Source organism: Candidatus Woesearchaeota archaeon (genome assembly GCA_030651375.1).
Lineage (GTDB): Archaea > Nanobdellota > Nanobdellia > Woesearchaeales > UBA12501 > JAUSFM01.
In genome coordinates this window covers 144965-165845 of the sequence record JAUSFM010000014.1, presented here as the reverse complement: position 1 = coordinate 165845, position 20881 = coordinate 144965, and the positions used below count along the sequence as shown (strand labels likewise).

Here is a 20881-nt window from a genome sequence, read left to right as displayed (position 1 = left end):
TGGTTTACCTACGGCATTCAAATATGCTGAGCATGGTTTCGGTGGAAAAAGAGGAAGCATCCTACTTGTTTGCTTTTTATGCAGACTGGTCGGCAAAGAACGGCTACAGCAGCCAGCTCAACACGATTCTGCAAACTCTCAAAGACTCATGGGCCAAGGAAACAGAAGTTGAAGATGACCTTGGCTATCTGGGATAACCATGAAAAAAAATCTCATTTTTCTCGGGCCGCCGGGAACTGGCAAAGGCACCCTCGCCCAGATGCTGAATAAAAAATATTCTATCCCTCAAATTTCAACCGGCGACTTGTTTCGTGAAAACACAAAAAACAATACGCCGCTCGGAAAAAAAGCAAAGGCGTTCATGGACACGGGAAAGCTTGTGCCGGATGAACTGACGTTTGATATGCTGAAAGAGCGCATCAGCAAGCCGGACTGCAAAAAAGGCTTTATTCTCGATGGTTTTCCCCGCACGCTTGCGCAGGCAGAACTGCTGGAAAAGCACAAACTGAAAATTGACCACGTACTCAATTTTACCGCGTCTCAAAAAACAATTCTTGATCGCCTTGCCGGCAGATGGACCTGCAGAAAGTGCGGCGCAATATTTCACGAGAAAAACATTCCCTCAAAAATCAAGGGACGCTGCGACCACTGTGGCGGCGAATTATACCAGCGGGACGACCAGAAACCCGACGTCGTGAAAGTGCGGCTCAAGGAGTACAACGAAAAAACGCACCCGCTGGTCGAGCATTACAAAAAGAAAAAGCTGCTGGTTGATATTGACACGGAGCGGCTGGTTGAAGAGATTCTTGGGGAAGTGGAAGAGGCGATTGCGTGAGAAAAGATATTGTAGAAAAACTTAAAATCTCATTTGAAAACTGCTCTCAAAATGCGCAAGGAGTTGAGTTCTGGTCTGCACGGGATTTGCAAAAGCTTCTTGAATATGGTGAATGGCGAAATTTTCTGAATGTGATTGAAAAAGCGAGAATCTCCTGCAAAAATAGTGGACAAAAAATAGAAGATCATTTTGTTGATGTCAACAAAACGATAGCTATGCCTAAGGATGCCTCTAAAGAGATAGACGATTTTATGCTCACCCGATATGCCTGTTATCTCATCGCTCAGAATGGTGATCCGCAAAAAGAACCTATTGCCTTCGCACAGAGCTATTTTGCAGTTCAGACAAGAAAACAGGAATTGATAGAGCAGCGAATCTCGCTTGCTGAGCGAATACATGTCCGGCAAAAACTCATTGCGTCAGAAAGAGAACTTTCAAAACTTATTTATGAGCGCGGCGTTGACGATGAAGGCTTTGCACGCATACGAAGCAAAGGTGATCACGCCTTATTTGGGGGCCTCACCACTTTACAAATGAAGAATAGGATGGGGATATCTCAAAAAAAGCCACTTGCTGATTTTCTGCCAACAATCACAATAACAGCAAAAAATCTTGCAACGGAAATTACCAACTTTAATGTGAAAAAAGAGGATCTGCACGGGGAACCAAAAATAACCGAAGAACATGTTAAAAATAATGTCGATATACGAACACTTCTTACTGCGCGAGGCATTCAACCAGAAAATTTGCCACCCGAACCGGACATTAATCAATTAGAACGAAGGGGGAAAACCGATGAGAAAAAGATCGCAGCGTCCTCAAAACTAAAGAAAGTCTTATAAACAAAACATCTTTTCTCGAGTTTTATGGACACGTCGATTGATTTTTATCTGGGCTTTGACCCTACATTTTTTCATGCCAGTAGTAACCGACTCAAAGAGGCAGAGCGTGATGCTGTAATTGAAGCGACTGCGCAACAGTACCGTACACTATTGATTTCCAACCGAACCGGATTTGAAAACGTTCTTGTAGGCAAAGAAACTGTGGGTGGCGCGCGTTTAGAACTTGCGTATGAAGAATTATGCAAACTCATGCTGTGCGAGATAAAAGATGGCGGTCTCTTGCGAAAATGGGTTGGCGATTTTCAGCCATTGAGCGTTTCACTTGAAGAACTAAGTGCAACAGCAGGCGTTACCTGGGGGGCACTTGACCAGTGCCAACAATCGTATCTTAAAGCACGGGTTGGCGCACACCTTCTCCGGCTTATGCGGCCAAAAGACTACGTTCTTAAAGAACTGCATAAAGATGACTTGGTTAATCGAGCACAAAACACCGTGTGCGAAACATTTGCAAAAGAATTCATCCAATGGGCGAGTCAATATCACCTTAGCCGAAATGCATGCTATCTCGCAGGCCAACATGGTATTGGTGCAGAAGGTGATGGGCCGGGTTTGTTCTGGACTGTTGCGCCCTATGTTCACGCAGAACTCAAGCGCCGCGGCATGGCACCTGATAAAAGTATGCGAAAAATCAACAGCTGGGCGTTGCGAGCTGCTGCGGTATGGGAGGGAGCTGGTGGTTCAGATGGATTTTCCAGCGGGTATCTGACACCACGAATGCCTTCATGCAATCTTGATTCTTATTTAGGATACGACGAACGCATGCCAACACATCTCGGCGCGCGGCTGCAGGCAGTTGAACTCGTCAAAACAGGATTTCACTAATTCTCAATCATCTGCTTCACTGCTTCAGTCGCATAACATCCCTTGTCCAGCCAGAATATGAGCGTGCATTTCTTCATGTCAGGATGCAGGTCATCATCCTCAAGCGGACCGATTTCTAAGTCGTGAATCTCAGCAAACAGTGTCCGCTCTCCGCCTTCGCAGCTGATGTCAGGCAGGGGGCGAATAATAAAATCGCGTTCAGTAATTCCTTCTTCGTCGAGCAATTTTTTGATGATGGCATCAATCTCTGCATTGTCACATTCATATCCGAAGCCAACCAGCGGCACCATCCTATTTTTTACCTCATCTTTTTTGCCGTCAAGAAACACAGCCACTGTTTTGTTGAAAAACATACTTTGATACGCATGCACATACATTTTCAAGAGTTGTTTTGGAATTTTTCGCAGCGCGTCAACGGCATTTGCAGGATGTTCTTCAAGATATTTTTGTGCAGCTGGATTATCAATAAGCACCAAGGCTTCTTTGAATTGTTGTTTGACGAGTAATTTGCCAATCTCACTGTTATTTTTGGAAAACCGCTGGTCACCAAAGAAATTGACAAAGCGAGTGAGCGTTTTTGGCTGTTCCTGCGTGAGTTGCCGTACGACAATAATGAACCGATTCCCTCGAAGATGGCCAAGCACTATCGGTTCATCTCCCGTGCCGATGTATTCGAGCGTGAGGTCACCTGTTTTGAACCGCTCAAGTAAAGAGGTGAGGTCGCGCGTTGTTTTGATTGAAATGAGTTGTTTCGTGACTGCCTGTTTATCCTTGTTGCCAGCGAAACCGATACTTGCCAATGGCACATGTATTGCATCAGCGATTATCTGGCACGCCTTCATCGTTGGATACGTTTTCTTCGAGAGGTACAAATAATGATATGGTCCGGGCTTCAGTTCCGGCACCGTGCTGAGTTCTTCGACAATAAAGTCTTCCGGGAGGTGTTTTAAGAGAGGCATACAGGCTGGTGAATGAGAAAATTATTTAAAACTACCTCTTTCTTGCCCCTTTGTGGACCTGTCGCCTAGCCTGGATAGGGCACCAGCCTCCTAAAATGGTTCAGGAGTAAGTTGGTTCTCGTGGGTTCGAATCCCACCAGGTCCGTAGTAATTTTGTGAGATGTAATAACTGATTAAAAAGACACGCCCAGGCAGGGATTTTCATCCCAAAAGCTTTCGCTCAAAGAGATTTGAACCCGGATACCCTTTCGGGAAGGAGGGTTTCAATCTCCCGCTCTACCAAGTTGAGCGACCTGGGCGTGAATAGGAAAAGTTTATATAACCTATTTCATTTCTGAGTTGTGAGGGTTTCAGTCTTCCGCTTTTTTCTTTCTTTTTGAATATAAAACACGCCGGCGCTGGGATTTTCGTCCCAATGCATTACTGGCTGCATCAAGATTCGAACCCAGAGAGCCGTTAGGCGTCCAGAGTTTCGGTCTGGTGCAATACCGGATTATGCGACCCGGCCGTGAGTATGAAGGGAAAATTTTATATAGGACATTGTCTTTTATGGTATCAGGGGCTGAACCTTGTGTGCCGCATTATGCGACACGGTTTTTTCTTTTTTTTCTTATGCGGCAGTGTGAACGAAAGTTTTTTATAGTCCACTGCTTGTGTACATATTGTCTCTGAAACTCCTCCACCATGGTTGTGGATCGTTGGTGGTTGTTTCTTTTTTTGATGAATCAGGACTGGCGCCGGGGTTGGGTGTTTTTCTTTTTTTTTCTCTCGAATAAAATAAAACGCAGGGGCTGGGATTTTCACCCGTACACATCTAATCCTGTGAACCGTGTTTGAACCCAGACAGCCGGTAAAGGCATCGAGGTTTTCAAGCCCGTGCACTACCAGATTGTGCGACCCCTGCATGAGGAAAATTATTTATAGTACCTATACTCTCTTTAGCTTGGTTTTCAAGCTCGTGCACGGATTGTGCACCTTTTCTTTTTTTAAAATACCGAAGATACCCGTCTTAATATGCGTTTCTCACACAAATTCGGAAGAATTCCGGCGGCACCGGAATATTTCCGGGCACGCCGGAAGAATTACGCAAGACAAACAGAATTTCGAAATATTTCCGGTTACACCGGAACAGAAAAAAAGTATCGACGGCAGAATTATCATTTCATCTTCTTCAGCAATTCAATTATCTTCTGCGCCTCTGCTTTGCCTTTCAGCTTGCCCATTGCTTTGCCCAGCACGGCATTGAACGGCAGCTCTTTTGATTCTTTCACAATATGTTTTATTTCTTCCTCAAGCTCTTTGTCAGAAATTAATTCATATTTGTGCACATCAAACGCCAGTCCTTTAGACACATCAACAAGAAGCGCCATAAGCGATGGTTTTGCAATGGTTCCCGCGTCAAGCGCAATGAACACAGTGCGCAGGGTTCCGGCAACAATTTTTCCTGCGTCGCCACCGGTTTTTTTGACTTCAGCAGGATACGACACGAGCACTTCGGCAATAAATGAAGGTTTGACCGTGGTGCAGGCAGTTTTCAGCTCACCAAAAAGATCGTACTGTTCTGATTTCGCAATCTTCTCAGCAAGATCCTTGCTCAAGCCAAGTTTTTGCAGTTCGTCGGCTTTCTCGCTCAACAGTCGCACGTCGCCAGTTCCTGCAAAGTCAGGAATGATAATAATCACATCAGTTTCCGGATACATGCGTGCTGCGCCGGGCATTGGCCGCAAAAAAGAGGTGGTGCCGTCGGGTTCTGCCTTGCGTACGTGCGATTCACCCTTTTTTTCTTTGAGCTGGCGCTCAATCTCTCCGTCTACTACCTTTGGCAGTGATTGGACTTCTTGAAATCCTTTGATTTCAACGCGATGCCCATTTTTGATTGAAAGGTTCACATCCTGTCGGATACTGCCGATGCCCCGTTTCATGCTCGGTACACTGCGCAAAATCATGCCGAGCATGAGCGCAGTTTTTTTACATTCCTCCGGTGTGGTGATGTCCGGCGCAGTTGCAATTTCAATGAGCGGAATGCCGAGCCTGGAAAGGTTATAAACGTCATATTCTTTGGTGCGTTCAATGACCTGGCATGCCTCCTCTTCAAGGCATACAGTGGCAATGCCGATTTTTTTTCCATCAACATCAACGTAGCCATCAGTGCCGATGAGTGCCGTGCGCTGGAAGCCCGAGGTGTTGCTCCCATCAATAACCGTTTTTCGCATGAATTGAATCGCATCAACGACTTCGCAGTGCAGTAGTTTACAGAGTTGGAGGCAGGTTTGCAGTGCATCATGGTTAGGCAGTGCCGGCGGCTCCTCATCCAGCTCAACAAGGCAGGTGCTGTTGTGGTAGCCGCGGTAGGAAAAATATTTCTTTTTTTCTTCTTCGTGCTGTGCTGCAATATCCACCGCGCCGGTTTCACCGGCAGAAACGCGGAGGCGCCGACGCACCTCAAAGTCAGGTTCATCTTTGCGAATCGTTGTGGGGCACAAGCAGAACAACTTTTTACCTTCGAGCTGCTGGTGAATTTCCAGCCCCATGCGCAATCCGAGCTGTGCGTAGTCGTGGCTCATTGCTTCATCTTGAGAAATTCTTCTTCATATTCGCTGCGTTCGGTGATTTCACCGCGCATGTTTTTGGCGAGGTGTATTTTTGCCTCGTCGGCTGAATAATTGCCGAGGAGCCAGGCGAGTTTTATGTACGCTGTTTCCGGCAGCATATCTTCGCAGAAAATACAACCGATTTCTGCCAACCTTCGCAGGTTGGTGTACACAGAGGGATGGACTCGGCCGTAGAGGCATTGGGACGTTATTGCAACGATACCTCCTTGTTTGATGTACTTTTTGAGCGTTTCATAATTCTTGAGATTTTCTGGCGTGTTGGTTGGCGCATGGCCCAACCCAGTGCCTTCGATGACAATGCCTGCATAGTTTTTTGCAAAAAATTCAACGAGCTCGGGCTTGATGGATGGATGCACTTTCAGGAGCCCGATGTTTGGCGAGAACTTTTCTTGCACCATGAGCGTGCCGGCTGATTTCCGCGCATAGTCAGTGGCAAGAATATCAACTTTTCCTGTCGGATAGTGAACGAGTGCAATTGGTGCTGCGTTGATCGGCTGGAACGCGTCACGCCTGCTGGTATGCATCTTTCTTGTTTTTGTCGGCGGGAGAATCGCGCACACATCATCACTGCTGGTGTGGTGCATGCATATCGCGACGCCGGCAAAATTGGTCTGGGTGATGAACTGTGCTGCGCAGATAAGATTTGCCGCTGCATCGGTGCTGCCGCGGTCGGATGAGCGCTGCGAACCGACGAGAATAACCGGAATACTAATTGTTTCGAGCGCAAATGCCAGTGCAGCGGCCGTGTAGCCCAGCGTGTCGGTGCCATGGCCGATGATGATGCCGTCGCAGTCGGCTGCATGTTTTTTTATTCCTGCGATAATTTTGTGGTAATCAGAAAAATTCATGTCTTCAGACATGATGTTCGCAACCAGCTCAGTTTTGATGTTTGCAATGGTGGCAAGCTCGGGCACCAGCTGAAGAAGGTCGTGGGCAGAATATTTTGCCGTAACGCCGCCAGATTCGTAATCAACCTTTGACGCAATGGTGCCGCCGGTGTGAAGGAGAGTGATGGTGGGGAGATTTTTTGCGAGTGGTATGTGGTGGGCGGTTGTTGGTTTTGAAGAAAGCGCGCTTATTGTTTGTATCTTCACAATCGATTTATTTTCAACGCCCAGATTATAGCCGCTGTCGAGCTTGACAAAGGTGTGCGCGTCATCGTCAGTTGGCATCAGAATCCCTTCAATGTCTTTCAATGCGCCTTTTTTGTTTATCTGAATTTTCACGCGGGAGCCGGGGGCTGGTTGGGAGTGGGTGGACATAGAAAATAAAAACGTGCAGGAGTTTATTAAGTTTGTGCGACAGTCATGCCGTTTCATAATCCCTTATCGTTGCTCTTCTGACAGAAGCATGGTTTTTTATGCGTGAATACAGTGTTCTGTTTTTTGCATCATCCAACAAATGCGCTAAGCCGCCAATGTGTACGATTTCTGCGTCGGGATGGCGTTCAGCGATCCGCAAAAGCCCCGGAGCCATGACTCTATCCCGACGGGGTATATTGATTGCGGAATTGCCACACATAATGTCAGCAACGTGATGCTCATCATCACGTGACTTGGCATCAGCGTTTGAGAAAAAACGTTGCGCATCATCATAAAATGTTTCAGCACGCATTTGGTTTCGAGAGCGGTCATACTGGTTTCTTTCGCTGACCCTCTTACGAATGTCTTGAGAATCCTGAGGATATTTTTGCAATTCTTTGATAAGCTTATCATATGCCGTATTGTCTTCGATACAATATACTGGAATGCCCTTTTCTTTGCTGTAAGCAAATGCGCCCCGAATCTCAAAATCATAGGCGTGTACATCTTCCAACATCATTGTTTCTATTTCAGGAAGAAGGCCGTGTCGCCGCCAAAAAGTAATGCGTGCACGATGCAACCGTTCGATGCTTCCGTTCTCTGATGCTCGACGGTATTTTTCATTTGTCTCAAGCGTTATACCACTTGGTTTTTCAGCACGTAAAGCTGCCTCCAATCGTGAAGCTCCGAGACTGTCAGCATGATCAACTCCTAAGAGAAGAATCCGAGCCATTGTTTTTTCTTTCATGGCAAATCTACCCAAAATAGCTCGGCCGTTCAGCAATCATTTGTTTTCCGCGCGCTGCCTTGAATTTGTCTTGGAGCTCTTCGTAGGCTTTTTCAATATCTGGCGTGACCGAGGGCTTGACTTTTTTGAGCGCTTCTTCAAATGATGCCATGGGAACTTCTGCGGCGTTCATGTCTTTTCGGAGCGAAAGGATTGCGGCTTCGCGGCACACCGCTTCGATATCAGCGCCGACGTAATTCTCTGTTTTTTTTGCAAGGACATCAATCACCACATCTTTGCCCAGCGGCATTTTTTTGGTGTGCACTGAAAAAATTTTCTTGCGCATATCTTCATCAGGAATTTTCGTGAGGATGATGCGGTCAAATCGCCCCGGGCGGAGCAGGGCGGTGTCAAGGATATCCGGCCGGTTGGTGGCGGCAACCACGATAACATCCTTCAATTCCTCAAGCCCGTCCATTTCTGTGAGAAGCTGATTGACGACGCGTTCAGTGACGTGGCTGTCACTGTTCGCGCCGCGCATAGGCGCGAGAGCGTCAATTTCGTCGAAAAAAATGATAGTCGGGCTGGTCTGGCGTGCCCGCTTGAACACATTGCGCACCGCTTTTTCGCTCTCGCCAACCCACTGCGATAGCAGTTCAGGCCCTTTGACGAGGATAAAATTCGCTTCGCTTTCATTCGCAACTGCTTTTGCGAGCAGTGTTTTTCCGGCGCCTGGCGGGCCGTACAGCAGAATTCCCCGCGGCGGTCGGATGCCGAGCCGCTGGAATGCTTCTGCGTGTTTTAGCGGCCATTCAACTGCTTCTTTTAATTCCTGCTTGACGTCTTCGTGGCCGCCGATGTCATCCCACGTTATGTTAGGCACTTCGACAAGTACCTCGCGCATGGCAGAGGGATGCACTACTTTGAGTGCTTCCATAAAATCTTCTTTTGTAATTTTCAGTTTTTCAAGAACCTCTTTAGAGATTTCTTCTTCCTCACTCAATTTCAGGTCAGGAAGTACTTTCCTAAGCACAATCATTGCTGTTTCTTTGGCCAATGCGGCAACGTCAGCGCCGACAAATCCGTGGGTAACACCTGCTATTTCCCGCAAATCTTCTTTAGCCCCTTCTCGCCGTGCATCATCGACACTTATGCCATACAGCTTACATGCCTCTAACACTTGGTAGTGTTCATCATCAGTGCAGGTATTCTCAATAACCATAAGCCGCGGATCGGTTGGGAGATATTCTCGCCGAGCATCTTCTACATTTTTTATCTTTTCTACTGCTTTAAGCACCGCTTTCTCGTCATTCCACAGTTTCTTTAGCCGCGCAATATTTGTTTCCGTGAGATGTATTTCTTCAAGCAGCGCTTTATTTTTGTTTGTTTCTTCTGCTATTTGGTCTTCTCTCTTTTTTATTTCAGCACTGGCTGTTGCATACTCCTTCGTCAATACTCGTAGAGCTTCTACTACTTTGTATATTACGGTTGGGTCTGCTTTCTTTTTTTGTTCCTCTAATTCTTCTATTTTTGATTTGATGGTGTTTAGTTCTTCTTTTTTAGCCAGAATCAAAATATCCACGAGCTTATTATTTTTTTTAAGGGCATCAATCTGCTCGGTATCTCTTTTTATCTTTTCTTTTACTTCGCCTTCTTTTTGTTTGATTTTGTCTTTAATGCTCGTGAGTAATGAATCCGTATATAACGACCCTAAAATGGGCATGTTGCGCGTGTGAATTTTCAAAATGTTGAGCCTGCCTTCTTTGTCCGGCACGCCGATTTCAATCTCACGGTCGAACCTGCCCGGACGCCGCAGCGCGCCATCAATTTGGTCAGGAAGGTTGGTCGCCGCAATAACAATGACCTTTCCGCGCGATTTCAAGCCGTCCATCAATGCCAAGAGTTGGGCAACGACTCTTCGTTCCACTTCACCGCGCGACTCTTCACGCTTGATGGCAACCGCGTCAATCTCGTCGATAAAAATGATTGACGGCGCATTTTTTTCCGCCTCTTCAAACTTTTTTCTCAAATTTTCTTCAGATTGACCGTAGAATTTGCTCATCACTTCCGGGCCATTGATAAGGACAAAGTGCGCGCTGGTTTCATTCGCTACTGCTTTTGCGAGCAGGGTTTTTCCCGTGCCAGGCGGGCCGTAAAGCAAGATACCTTTCGGTGGCTCAATGCCCAGCCGCTCAAAAATTTCCGGATGCTTGAGAGGAAGCTCGACCATTTCCCGAATTTTTTTGATTTCTTCACTCAAGCCGCCGATGTCCTCATAGGCAATTTCAGGGAATGCTTCGTCTTCCTTGATTTGCACTGCTTGCGGGCTCAAGACAACTTCAGTGAGGTCGGTGATGATGATTGGTTTTTTCGGGTTGGTTTCAACGATGACAAACTTCAGGTCGCCGAACGGAAAGCCGAACATGCTTTCCTCCAAACTGTTCACCATTTCGTCAACCAATGAATGGCCGGACAGCGGATGGTATCTTCGCCGCGCTCCTCCGAGTGATATGATGTCTCCCTTAACCACCGCCCTGCCGAGTAGGCTTTGTCGGAAGGTATTGGGTGGCGCGGTTATTCTGATTCCCTTTCGCGCCGGCGCAATCACAATTCTTTTTGCCTCAGCAATCTCTATTTTTTTGACTTTGACAATTTCGCTAATGCTTGTTTTTGCATTTCTGCGCAGAATGCCGTCCATGCGCACGATGTTGAGTCCAATGTCGCCGGGATAAGCGCGGTCAGCAATGCCCACGGTCGGGCGTTCGCCGCTGATTTCAACAATGTCGCCGGATTTCACACCGATTTCGTTCATGAGCTGTGAATCTATACGGACAATGCCTTTGTTGACATCGTCTTGTATTGCTTCAGCGACTTTGAGGTTGAGGATTTTTGGCATTAGATTGCTCCGGTATGGCGGGGTATAAATAACTATATGGTCTCCACCCATCAAACCCCTATCAAACCATTCGTTGACTTTAAGTAAACAGGAGGTTTTATTTAAAGTTTATCCTTTTGGATTTATTACTGGGTAGTGGTTTAAATATGGAAAGGTTTAAATAGGGGAAGGGGTTTTGACGGCTATACTTAATGCTTGTGTGATGCTGTATGAATACTCCAAAAAAACAACAAACTGCACAGCCTACCTTGGTCTCCCGCGTAGGCGCCGCGCTTCGCCGTGCAGCCGAACGTTTGGGAAACAGTTATATAACTCACATGAGCGCCGGCATGGGCGATTCTCCTTCTTCACCATCGTACGCTTCACCCAATGAAGCAACACGCCTCATTTCCGTGGCTCAATTCGAAGCCGGTGAAAACACAACACCCCACTCAATTCCTGTTCTGCCGGCATCAGCATTTATTGGCACGGTTGGCCAAGATCTCGACCATCTTGTCGGCGCTGCAACACGCATCGCCTACCTATCGGATGGGCCGGGGAAACTGCACAACGAAGATAGAATCTATATCAATCCGTCTATGGGGGTGTACACAGTTGCCGACGGGCTCGGCGGCACCGGACACAACGGCGGACAGTACGCAAGTGCCGAAGCAGTGCGCGCTGCAGAACACATTGCTGCACAGATGGAAAATTATTCACCAAACTTTTTTGAAACTGACAAAGGAATAGCAACACTGCAGCAGCTCATTGAGCACGAAGTGCGCGCCGCAAACAAACGCATCCATGAACTCGGAAATGATGAAGGCTATCCAGAACGAAACGGCATGAACTCCACGTTGAGCCTCGCGGTCATTGCCGGCAGCCGTTTGTTTACCATGAATGTTGGCGACAGCAGAATCTATCAAGTCACCTTTTCTGATGCAAACCATATTGTTGAGCCAACCAACGGCTCCCGTGGCAGGCTTGGCTTGATTCCTCGCCAACTAAGTACCGACGATTCATTGATTGAGGAAATAAAACAGATGAAAGAATATGACTATGCTAATCTTCTCTTATCACTGGAAAGGTCCAACGCCTACTACAAGGGAGTCAGTGCCAATGAAGTACGGCGCATACATAACGGATTTTCGACGTATCTTGAGCAGGTTATGCATCCGCTCAACAACCGCGTGTCACGGGCGCTGGGCATGGCTGAAAAAGATTTCACTGTCTCCTGTGCGGTTCAGCCGCTTGCCGGGGACATCATGCTCCTGTCTGACGGCGCTGCATTTTTGTCGCCTGCCGACCTCACCGCTGCACTCGGCACGGTTCAATGGGATTACAAGCGCGGCGAACGCCGTGTGGAACTGGACTATACCGTCTCGCCCCAAAACGTTGCTGACCTTATCGCAGATTCAGCAAGCACTTCTTTTTCAGAAAACTCACCCGGCGTCGGCTTCGGCGCATGGACGACGTTCAGAAAACTTAAAATCAGAGAGCTCATCATCGGAAATAATATGCTGAATTCATCGGCCATCGAACGTCATGTCAAGAAGCCATTATCCGCGATTGGATACGAAGAAGTTGTTTCTTGGGCGCAGCACCACAATCCTGCTTCAATTCCTTCCGACAAAAACACTAAAGAATTCGAACAAGATTGGCTTGCTGAATTCAATGAACAGTTTGTTGGAAAAGATGATGTTTCTGTCGTCTATGTCCGCGCACGGCCGGCAACACCTGCTGACATCAGGCACAAATTATCTTGGCGAGGCAACCAGCGGTTGCATGGAATGTATGGCGGCGAATTAACCAACCGATTCTCCCGAACCGAATATGCACGGCGTGCTGCAGAGGATGATGCAGCGTATATGCGCGCATTGTTTGTGCGCTTGGGCGTTGATCCGACGTTGTATCAGACTCTGGACGCTTTGCTTGGAGAGGCAAAGGCAGAAACAGGACGGCAGGCAGGCGCAGCAGCGTCGCGCATTGCTGGAAAACTGGGAGAAATTGCAGATTTGAAAGCAGCGCAAACAGTTCATCAAGAAGAAATACGTAAACTCAACAGAACAAACTATACACTCGCTGATAGGCTTACCGCGGTCACTGGTGTTCTGTCAAGTCTTGTTTCCATGGCAGATCCAAATGAAGTGTACACAACTATCAAAAGAAAATTCGCTGGCAACAGCGAAGAAGACCAAGAAATGTGTAGGTATCTTACTGGCATCGTACAGGCATATCAACAAGAGCGTGAAGCAACGCAATGGTTTAACGGTTTCTTGTCCGATGTTCACGTGCCCATGGCTGCTGCATTACGAACCTATCGCAGCCGTTTCGCTGCAGCTGAAACAGAACGTGATGCTGCGCGTGGAGAAACGGAAACACTTCGTGGCCAGCTCGGTGAACAAACAAGTCAAATTAAACAGCTCACTGCCACGAGCGGTGCTCAACAAAGAGAATTAGGAACCTTCCTCAACCAAGTTGTTACCAGCCTTACCGGCGAAATCACACCCGAAGCAGTTCAGGATAAAGCAGCATTATATCGCTTTGCAGGATTGAACCCGTACGCTGCTGTCATGGATGCAGTTGCCGGATTCCTCGGCGCCTACGCACAACGCAGGGAAGAAGTTGGAATGTTGGAAGCAGAAGCAGAAAAAACAGTGGTGCAACCTCTTGCTGCATTATTATCCGGCGTGCCAGAACAATATCATACTCCTTATCAAACTGGGTTACGTGCCTTCGCTGAAGGAAACTTATCCGAAGCTCGGACTGCACTCGAAACCTTCAGAGGAACCGATGTGGCTCCCGGGCTGTATTTGCTCGGCACAGTTGTCGAACGATTATACCCAGATAATTCTGGAGCGCAAAAATTCAGCAGACATCTCATTGGCAAAGCACGAACGCTTGACACAGAAATTGAAACGCATATGCATGAGGTGTTGGCGCATGAGTGAAAATATATTTACCCGACTGGTTGCTAGAGTAATAACCGGGGGCAGAAAGCGAAATGTTCCAGGCCAACCAGAGGCTACCATTCAAGACCGATTAAGGGAGAGACGGATGGACCAATTTTGGGAGGAAGATGAAGCAATAAGAAGAAGAACGTACAATGCTTTGGAGACTATGGCCAACAAAACATATGGCCTCGGCGTTGATTATACTGCAGTTAAGGAGTTTTTACATCTGAACGATTATAGTATTGCCGATGGAACGATCTTCAAGCTTGAAAAAGATGCGCCTGTGGCCCGATCTGTAGAAGATGTTACACGGGAACTTGCCAAACAACATATTCCTGCAGCGTATCTGGAGACGTATGAAGGCGGCGTTGCTGCATTCCGATTCGGCGACCTCGCTATAGCACGCAGCATGCTTGAGTCGTTTAGGAAAACAGTAGACTGCCCGCACGGGACCTATCTTTTGGGAGTGGTTGTCGGACGATTATATCCTGAAGACGTCGGGGCGCAAAAATTCAGCAGACATCTCATTGGCAAAGCACGAACGCTTGACGCAGAAATCGAAACGAAAATGAAACCAATAACAACACAAGGTGAATAACTATGGCAGACTCTAAAAATTTGTTAGATGAACTATTAGGATTAGGCGCAGGAAAGGACGCAAAATCCCTGCCGAAAGGACAAACAGTAGAACAAGCTGCAGAAGCATTTGTTGATTCAGTGATTACTGATTCTGCACGGCTCCTCGCAGCCGGCGACGTCAAAGGCGCAGCAAAACTGGAAGCCGAAGGCAGCGTTGTTGATGTTGTTGCCGTGGTGGATAGAACTGGTAGTATGTACCCAACTATAGGGCAAGTTGAAAAAACGATTAACGATTTTTCAGGCGAATTATGGAAACCCGGTGCAACAACACGATTCGCAATTCTGGCACTTACGGACCATTATGGCCAGTCTTCATTTCGTGAACCTGTTCTTGGTGTCGATATTTTCCCGCTTAATAAAGATAGGGCCGCTGTCCAACAATATCTTGCTGGAATTCGGCCGGCGCCAAGCAATTTTGATACGGTGGAGAATTATGAATGTGGCTGGAATGAAGCAGCAAAACTGGTTAGTGCTGCGCACGTTCCCGAAGGAAAAAGGCGAAAAGTTGTTGCAGTTACTTTTATGGAAACTGCGGCGCATGGCCAGTTGGCAGATCTAAAATCTAGAGGGGTATTTACTGATGTCAAGGACCGATATTACGCAGACGTATTTATGGGAGAGGATTACGGGTGCCCGATGAATGTCAATTGGCGAACATCACTTGCAGCGTTCAAAGCGGTAAGCAGCTTGTTTTATGTCGTTGATTGTAAGGGCATACAAGGAAACAACCCTGTTTTCCAGATTGCAAAAAAATCCTGCATCACACCAGGAAGCGAAACTGAACGGTATGTTGCATTAGGCGAACTGGTTGAGATGATTCCTCCACTCATCGCCGGCATGATCGAACAAACCCGCGGCCCTGCGTCGTACGCGACGTTTGTTGCGGATCTCAAAACACGTGATCCCGCAGCAGCCAGCACCGTCGCCGGATATCTCGGTGCGCCGAAAATCACGCCGAAAAGATAAAAGAGGGTGAACGCATATCATGGCTACCAAAGAAAATCCACTCAGCAAATTTCCCTTCAGCAAGGGACAGCTTGAGGTTTTGTTAGTCAACGGCACATTAGTTGATGCAGCAAAAAAATATTATCGCAATGCCGCGCGGCTGCTCCACCCGGATCAGGGTGGAAAAGATTTTGTTGATTACGGCTTGCCTGCCGACGGCGTTTTCAAGGTTTTGAATGGCGCGTATCAGGAGATTGAAGCTGCGGATGCAGCCCAGCTCGAGAGCTGGGTGAACAGCTACGGCAACGGCGGCGGCATTCCTGAAGAACAGGTTGCGCGTATTCTTGCAGGAGCACAGATTTTGAAGGATCGGTTGGCTGTTGCAGAAACAGAAAAAGGAGATTTAGAAAGAAAATTACTCGATCTTGTTCGGGCTGCTGCAACTGGTGCAGGCATTTCAGAACGGCGCATTCAAGAACTTCTTGCGAGTAAGGGCGGTGATCCGGCGAAAGTTCGCGAACTCGAAGCACGCGTTGAAGTAGCGGAACGCGAGCGAGATAAAAACCGCACGCTGTATAATGCCGCAGTTCGTGATGGCGACATTGCGCGCGCAGAGCGCGCTACTGCACGCCGACAAGCTGATAAAAATCTAGCAGATGCAGAAATATATAGAACACGGGCAGAGGGTTTAGAGCCAGCGTTGAAAACAGCGCGTGCAGCAGAAGCCCGTATTCAAGCGGAATACACACAGGCAGTTGAAGCAGCAACGAATCAGATACGCCGGCTTGGTGAAGAAACATCCGCTCTGCGCCAAGGATTGAAAGAAGCAGTGCGGCCCGATGTTGGTGAAACACCCCATCTTCTTGCACATCTTTTAGTGTACGAGTTACTTCGTGCAGGGGCAGTGCCGTCGCCTGCCTATCGCGGTGCATTCATTCGAGGCGCGCGCGCCTATGGTTCTGGAGCATATGGAGATGCTCGACAGCACCTTGCACCGTTTCTAAAAAGTGAATCAGCAGACGACGCCGTTGGTGTGTACTTATTCGGCATGGTTGTTGATGCGCAGAATCAGGGACCTGATGGAAAACCACTGAACGCGGGCGCAGCAAAATGGGCTGCCGGATTAAAATACTACGCGCGAAAAAAAGACGCGACCATCGAAGAGAAACTGCAGGCTCTTGCAACGCCGGTGCCCATTGAATATTATCCTTTTTTTATGCGAGGCCTTGCTGCGTTCATGGAAGGAGATTATCCTGAAGCAAAAAAGCAACTCACTATCTTTCGGGGAAGTGGGCGTGGCGGCATTGACAGCGCAGCGGGAATGTATTTGTTGGGGGAAGTTATCAGCGCAGAGAGCAGCACTGAAGGCAACCGTAAGTACGGTGCCGGGCTGAAATACCGGGCAAAACGGCTCGATGGTCAGGTAGAAGCCAAAATGAGCGTATTTTTGGCCCCTCCAAAAGCCGATTAAAATAACCACTTAGTAGTGGTTAAAAAATAGAAAGGTTTATATAGTACTTCTTCTTCATTCCTTCCCATGAACCCTGCAATCATACGCGCAAGAGCAGTCAGCAGAACCGGCGATCCTGAAACAGCACACCGCCAATTTGAAGAGTTACTTGTACGGGGACAATTACGACTACAACCCACGTCTGCTTTTGAACAGTCTGTTGCCACTCTATATAACGCGAATGCCAAGTTCCACAGCGCAGCCCGTGCCGACCGCGATCGCGGCCATGTTGTCAAGGCCGTGGGAACCAGCAATCCCGCAATGCTTTTTGACACTCCTTCCTTGCGCGCCGCAACCCCTCGGAACAATAACCCCTTTCCCGGTGGTTATACATTCGTGTTAAGAAATGATTATATGAACGATTCAGCGTGGATTGAACTCGGCGACCTTCTTTTTACCCTACAGAGGTATGATGCCGCAGAACACTGTTTTCGTGAAGTTATTGAATTTGTCAACCCCCACAATCCTGTTGCCTACCAAGGATTAGGAAAAGCATTGGCGCGGGAGGGACGTGAACGAGAAGCGCTTGCCACCTTGCTCAACGTCCAACAAAAAAGACCCACACCGGAGATCACACAATTGATAGAAAAAATTGAGCGTGATGCAACTGATCGATTGAACCAAATACCTGCTGGCGAAACTAATCCCTCTCGTGCTCTGTTGCGTGCAAAAGCACACGCTGTTTTCGGCCTGCGTGACGGCGACATCGGAGCACAGCACACCAAGGCAGCGCGATGGTACCTGTACCAAGCGGCAAAAAAAGATCCGGCAAATCCTGAAATTGCCTATTACCGCGGCCTGTGCAATGAAGGTGTCGAAGGCGTGCTGAAACTTTTTGATGCAGCACGAAAAAACAGCACACCACATAATCCGTTCCAACGCCGTGCATTTCATCGCATCACCGAAGCAGAAACAGCGCAGGCGTGCGCTGCACCACCAATTGATGTTGCCTACATTGTTGCACTCTATAATGAAAATCCATATCATGTTGACCAGTGCCTCACGAGTATTTTAAACCAAGAGGGGCACCACCGCGTGGGCGCCATTGTTATTGACGATGGAAGCACCACCGGAGCAACCGCAGACAGCATCCGCAAAAGGTATGCACGCGAGATCAGTGATGGTAGTGTCGTCGTTGTGAGCGAAGAAAATCGTGGCGCAGGCGGCGCATTTGCGCGCGGACTAAAGATTGGAAAAGCCCGCGGTGCTCGTTACTTTTCAGTCACCGGCGGCAGCGACGCAATTCTTCCAGATAAGACCACATCACAAATCGATTATCTTCAAGCGCATCCAACCGTCGGTATTGTCCATGCACAGAGCAGGACAACTGATGAGCACGGAAGGCCATTTCCTGAATCAGGCGCAGCGCGTTATCATACATATAATCTTCAACGATTCAGAACAGGACAGGTCAATCCTTGTTCGCCGATGGAGCTCGAAGGAGCGCCCATCATCCATGGCGGAACAACACTGATGACCAAAAAAGCGATTGATGCAGCTGGCTATTTCAGCAGGCTATGGCCGCGCGGCCAGGACTGGCAGTTTTGGAAAGAGCTCGCCCGCAGCGGAACAGAACTTGGATTTATGGACAAGGACGTGTATGTGTATCGGCGAAACCGTACCACTGGATGAACCATGGCGAAACCAAAAATTCTCTTCATGAGCCCTTTTGCAACACGCATGCACGGCGGCGTTGGAGCAGTTACCGAACTCTTATTTAAAGAACTCAATCAGCAGGGGAGGGTTGAAGCAGCTGTTGCAACTTTTTTTCCGTACAAACAAAACGGCACGCTGGTCAACCGCAGCGTCCATTTGTATGCGCCATCAACGCAGCGCCCTGAAACAATGCCGAAACGGACGTTTCCATCAATTGACTCTTTTCTTCAAAGCGTTCCGCCGGGCGCGTATGACGTGGTTCACTTTCACGGCATTTATTTCGGCGAGCCGTACGGCGGCATGGATGCGATTGAGCGCCGGTTTGCCGGCGTGCCAAAAGTGACTACTACTCATTTTGTGCTTATGGACCCAAAGCAGCAACATAATCCCCATGACACCCGCTTTCGCGTGTATGATGCTTCAGACGCGCTCGTGTGTTTTTCAGTTTTTGGCAGGGAATCAGTCATTAATGGGCGTAAGGATTTGCGCGAAAAAACAATCCTTATTCCCAATGGTGTTGAACTTCCCTTAGAACACGGAACACGGGATACCTTACGGCGAACAACCGCACCCGGTGCGCCACCTATTTCCCCTGATGACCTTGTGCTTTTGTATGTCGGGCGCATTGCCGAACGCAAGGGGCTTGAGCGCATTGCTGAAGCGTTCCCAGCAATTCATCAGCATGCACGCACCGCACTGCGCAAGCGCGCGCGGCTTGTCATTGTAGGTGATGGAAATCCGAACATCAAAAACTATATGGCCACTCGATTGGGAGCAGTTGCAGGCGATGTTTATTTTGCAGGGCGAATAATGGATCCGGTGAAATTGGGTGAATGGTACCGCCGAGCAGACCTCGTGCTCGTGCCCAGCGATTATGAAAGTTTCAGTCTGTCAGCAGCAGACGCTATGATTCGTGGCATTCCTGTTGCTATCACTGCAAATAGTGCACCTAAAGAATTGTTTGTTGACCCGGGACTGGCATGGGGCATGCAGCCAACCACACGCTCATTAACCGATACAGTTGTGCAAGTTATGGGAAAACTCGACGGGCGAGAAGCAGGCACTATGTGCCGTCGCGCACAAACAACCGCAGCAACAGAATATAGTATCAAAACCGTTGCAGGTAAAACTGCAGAGCTCTATGAACGGCTTACAAAAGGAAACGGATATGAAGCAGCGGTTCGCCTTATGCGCTATGGCAGAAATACTGAAGCGCTTGCCGCATTTCAGCGCCTGCCCAAAGATACCGTTCGCGAGCAGCGTCTCGTCGGTACCTACATGTTTGGCTGCCAGCGGGCAGTCAAGGGAGATGTTACCGGAGCAATAACTGCATTTAACCAAGTCGTGGTCGCAGATCCGCAACATATCCGCGCGCATTATGAAATGGCGCAACTGCTTGCACGACAACGAAATTATGCAGGAGCACGCCACGCTGTTGCTACGGTACTTCGCATTGATCCAAGTTATGAACCAGCGCGAGCGTTGTCGAAAACAATCGGTGCAGGAATAGGGAGTGTGAGATAATGGTTGAATCTCTTTGTCGGAATTCGCCGATAGAATTTTTTTATTCTTCTAATCTTTTCTAATTAGTACAGGTACTCTGTTGCTCACTTCTTCACTTCAACCGTCTCATTAGACTCCATCGCGTCCGTGTCGTTTGTGTTCCCGCTTCCCCGTACATTTACTTTCGGCAGCGGAATGGGCGGCGGAAGGTTCATGTCTCTGCTCATAATAAGTGCCTGCACGTTTGCCTTGCTCAACACGGTGTTCAAAATGGAGGTCATGATTGCAGGCTCGAGCTTTTTGCTTTTCTTCCATTCTTTGACAATAGCGTCAGCGCGCTTCTCGTCCTGTAAGTCAATCACTTCGCCTTCAAGAAGGATGTCTGCAATTTTTGGCTCGTAGTCAACCGTAAATTCGAATGTAAACTTCAGGCCGGTTTGCTTTACCTTGCCAAAGTTGAAGTCGTTTTTTTCAACGTCTTTGATAGAAACGTTATTCTTGACTGAAATCTTGCCGGCAATAGGTGCCTTGCGCTCAACGTGCATCTTGGTAAAGTTAAATCCGATAATTGCCATAGTACGAGCGGGGATGGGCACGGTTTTATAAATTTTGTTGTTTGATTTTCCTTTAAATACCTTCCC

The 20881-nt window shown here is 48.0% G+C and carries 16 protein-coding genes and 4 tRNA genes; 11 read left to right on the top strand and 9 right to left on the bottom strand.

Features of this window, described 5'->3' with window-relative positions:
• The 4 genes from Q7R76_04945 to Q7R76_04930 form a co-directional block, all read left to right on the top strand.
• A partial coding sequence (locus Q7R76_04945; GenBank protein ID MDO8642895.1) for a hypothetical protein occupies nt 1-197 on the top strand: 197 nt, incomplete at its 5' end.
• A 2-nt stretch (nt 198-199) separates the two neighbouring features.
• A complete protein-coding gene (locus Q7R76_04940; protein ID MDO8642894.1) occupies nt 200-835 on the top strand; it encodes an adenylate kinase in 636 nt (211 codons plus the stop codon).
• Nucleotides 832-1677, top strand: a complete 846-nt coding sequence (gene dinD / locus Q7R76_04935) for a DNA damage-inducible protein D (protein MDO8642893.1) — start codon at nt 832-834, stop codon at nt 1675-1677. Before Q7R76_04940 ends, dinD begins: the two co-directional genes overlap by 4 nt.
• A 24-nt stretch (nt 1678-1701) precedes the next feature.
• Nucleotides 1702-2559, top strand: coding sequence for a hypothetical protein (locus Q7R76_04930; protein MDO8642892.1), 858 nt, complete (start codon nt 1702-1704; stop codon nt 2557-2559).
• On the opposite strand, the gene truD is transcribed toward Q7R76_04930, so the two are convergent.
• Nucleotides 2556-3518: a tRNA pseudouridine(13) synthase TruD gene (gene truD / locus Q7R76_04925; protein MDO8642891.1), complete on the bottom strand. Its 963-nt coding sequence runs from the start codon at nt 3516-3518 to the stop codon at nt 2556-2558. The two genes, Q7R76_04930 and truD, sit on opposite strands and share 4 nt — an antisense overlap.
• Nucleotides 3519-3572: 54 nt before the next feature.
• Between truD and Q7R76_04920 the strand changes: the two genes are divergently transcribed.
• Nucleotides 3573-3663, top strand: a tRNA-Arg gene (locus Q7R76_04920).
• A 39-nt stretch (nt 3664-3702) separates the two neighbouring features.
• On the opposite strand, the gene Q7R76_04915 is transcribed toward Q7R76_04920, so the two are convergent.
• From Q7R76_04915 to Q7R76_04885, 7 genes are all read right to left on the bottom strand, one after another.
• Nucleotides 3703-3817, bottom strand: a tRNA-Phe gene (locus tag Q7R76_04915).
• A gap of 91 nt (nt 3818-3908) precedes the next feature.
• A tRNA-Phe gene (locus Q7R76_04910) sits at nt 3909-4025 on the bottom strand.
• A gap of 276 nt (nt 4026-4301) precedes the next feature.
• Nucleotides 4302-4422: transfer RNA gene (locus tag Q7R76_04905), tRNA-Phe, on the bottom strand.
• Between the two features lie 253 nt (nt 4423-4675).
• Complete coding sequence (gene gatE, locus Q7R76_04900) at nt 4676-6082, bottom strand: Glu-tRNA(Gln) amidotransferase subunit GatE (protein MDO8642890.1); 1407 nt, start codon at nt 6080-6082, stop codon at nt 4676-4678.
• Nucleotides 6079-7392, bottom strand: a complete 1314-nt coding sequence (gene gatD / locus Q7R76_04895; GenBank protein ID MDO8642889.1) for a Glu-tRNA(Gln) amidotransferase subunit GatD — start codon at nt 7390-7392, stop codon at nt 6079-6081. Before gatD ends, gatE begins: the two co-directional genes overlap by 4 nt.
• Nucleotides 7393-7435: 43 nt before the next feature.
• Nucleotides 7436-8179: a hypothetical protein gene (locus Q7R76_04890; GenBank protein MDO8642888.1), complete on the bottom strand. Its 744-nt coding sequence runs from the start codon at nt 8177-8179 to the stop codon at nt 7436-7438.
• A 7-nt stretch (nt 8180-8186) separates the two neighbouring features.
• Entirely contained in the window at nt 8187-11054 is a 2868-nt protein-coding gene (locus Q7R76_04885; protein MDO8642887.1) for a CDC48 family AAA ATPase, read from the bottom strand.
• A gap of 209 nt (nt 11055-11263) precedes the next feature.
• Between Q7R76_04885 and Q7R76_04880 the strand changes: the two genes are divergently transcribed.
• From Q7R76_04880 to Q7R76_04855, 6 genes are all read left to right on the top strand, one after another.
• The gene (locus tag Q7R76_04880) at nt 11264-13984 is read left to right on the top strand and encodes a protein phosphatase 2C domain-containing protein (protein ID MDO8642886.1); all 2721 of its coding nucleotides are present in this window, start codon (nt 11264-11266) and stop codon (nt 13982-13984) included.
• 106 nt (nt 13985-14090) lie between these two features.
• Nucleotides 14091-14585, top strand: coding sequence for a hypothetical protein (locus Q7R76_04875; GenBank protein MDO8642885.1), 495 nt, complete (start codon nt 14091-14093; stop codon nt 14583-14585).
• Nucleotides 14586-14587: 2 nt separating this feature from the next.
• Nucleotides 14588-15592, top strand: coding sequence for a hypothetical protein (locus tag Q7R76_04870; protein MDO8642884.1), 1005 nt, complete (start codon nt 14588-14590; stop codon nt 15590-15592).
• Between the two features lie 19 nt (nt 15593-15611).
• Complete coding sequence (locus Q7R76_04865; protein MDO8642883.1) at nt 15612-17042, top strand: J domain-containing protein; 1431 nt, start codon at nt 15612-15614, stop codon at nt 17040-17042.
• Nucleotides 17043-17108: 66 nt separating this feature from the next.
• Complete coding sequence (locus Q7R76_04860; GenBank protein ID MDO8642882.1) at nt 17109-18713, top strand: glycosyltransferase; 1605 nt, start codon at nt 17109-17111, stop codon at nt 18711-18713.
• A gap of 3 nt (nt 18714-18716) precedes the next feature.
• Nucleotides 18717-20261: a glycosyltransferase gene (locus tag Q7R76_04855; GenBank protein MDO8642881.1), complete on the top strand. Its 1545-nt coding sequence runs from the start codon at nt 18717-18719 to the stop codon at nt 20259-20261.
• A gap of 83 nt (nt 20262-20344) precedes the next feature.
• Here Q7R76_04855 and Q7R76_04850 read toward each other — a convergent pair whose 3' ends face one another.
• Nucleotides 20345-20815, bottom strand: a complete 471-nt coding sequence (locus Q7R76_04850) for a hypothetical protein (GenBank protein MDO8642880.1) — start codon at nt 20813-20815, stop codon at nt 20345-20347.
• Nucleotides 20816-20881: the final 66 nt, after the last annotated feature.

What these genes read in the sequence shown, in the direction of transcription:
- Q7R76_04875 (MDO8642885.1), top strand. Translation starts at nt 14,091, where the DNA reads ATGGACCAATTTTGGGAGGAAGATGAAGCAATAAGAAGAAGAACGTAC.
- gatD (MDO8642889.1), bottom strand. Translation starts at nt 7,392, where the DNA reads ATGTCCACCCACTCCCAACCAGCCCCCGGCTCCCGCGTGAAAATTCAG.
- Q7R76_04880 (MDO8642886.1), top strand. Translation starts at nt 11,264, where the DNA reads ATGAATACTCCAAAAAAACAACAAACTGCACAGCCTACCTTGGTCTCC.
- Q7R76_04860 (MDO8642882.1), top strand. Translation starts at nt 17,109, where the DNA reads ATGAACCCTGCAATCATACGCGCAAGAGCAGTCAGCAGAACCGGCGAT.
- Q7R76_04850 (MDO8642880.1), bottom strand. Translation starts at nt 20,815, where the DNA reads ATGGCAATTATCGGATTTAACTTTACCAAGATGCACGTTGAGCGCAAG.
- gatE (MDO8642890.1), bottom strand. Translation starts at nt 6,082, where the DNA reads ATGAGCCACGACTACGCACAGCTCGGATTGCGCATGGGGCTGGAAATT.
- Q7R76_04865 (MDO8642883.1), top strand. Translation starts at nt 15,612, where the DNA reads ATGGCTACCAAAGAAAATCCACTCAGCAAATTTCCCTTCAGCAAGGGA.
- Q7R76_04885 (MDO8642887.1), bottom strand. Translation starts at nt 11,054, where the DNA reads ATGCCAAAAATCCTCAACCTCAAAGTCGCTGAAGCAATACAAGACGAT.
- Q7R76_04890 (MDO8642888.1), bottom strand. Translation starts at nt 8,179, where the DNA reads ATGAAAGAAAAAACAATGGCTCGGATTCTTCTCTTAGGAGTTGATCAT.
- truD (MDO8642891.1), bottom strand. Translation starts at nt 3,518, where the DNA reads ATGCCTCTCTTAAAACACCTCCCGGAAGACTTTATTGTCGAAGAACTC.
- Q7R76_04855 (MDO8642881.1), top strand. Translation starts at nt 18,717, where the DNA reads ATGGCGAAACCAAAAATTCTCTTCATGAGCCCTTTTGCAACACGCATG.
- Q7R76_04930 (MDO8642892.1), top strand. Translation starts at nt 1,702, where the DNA reads ATGGACACGTCGATTGATTTTTATCTGGGCTTTGACCCTACATTTTTT.
- Q7R76_04940 (MDO8642894.1), top strand. Translation starts at nt 200, where the DNA reads ATGAAAAAAAATCTCATTTTTCTCGGGCCGCCGGGAACTGGCAAAGGC.
- Q7R76_04870 (MDO8642884.1), top strand. Translation starts at nt 14,588, where the DNA reads ATGGCAGACTCTAAAAATTTGTTAGATGAACTATTAGGATTAGGCGCA.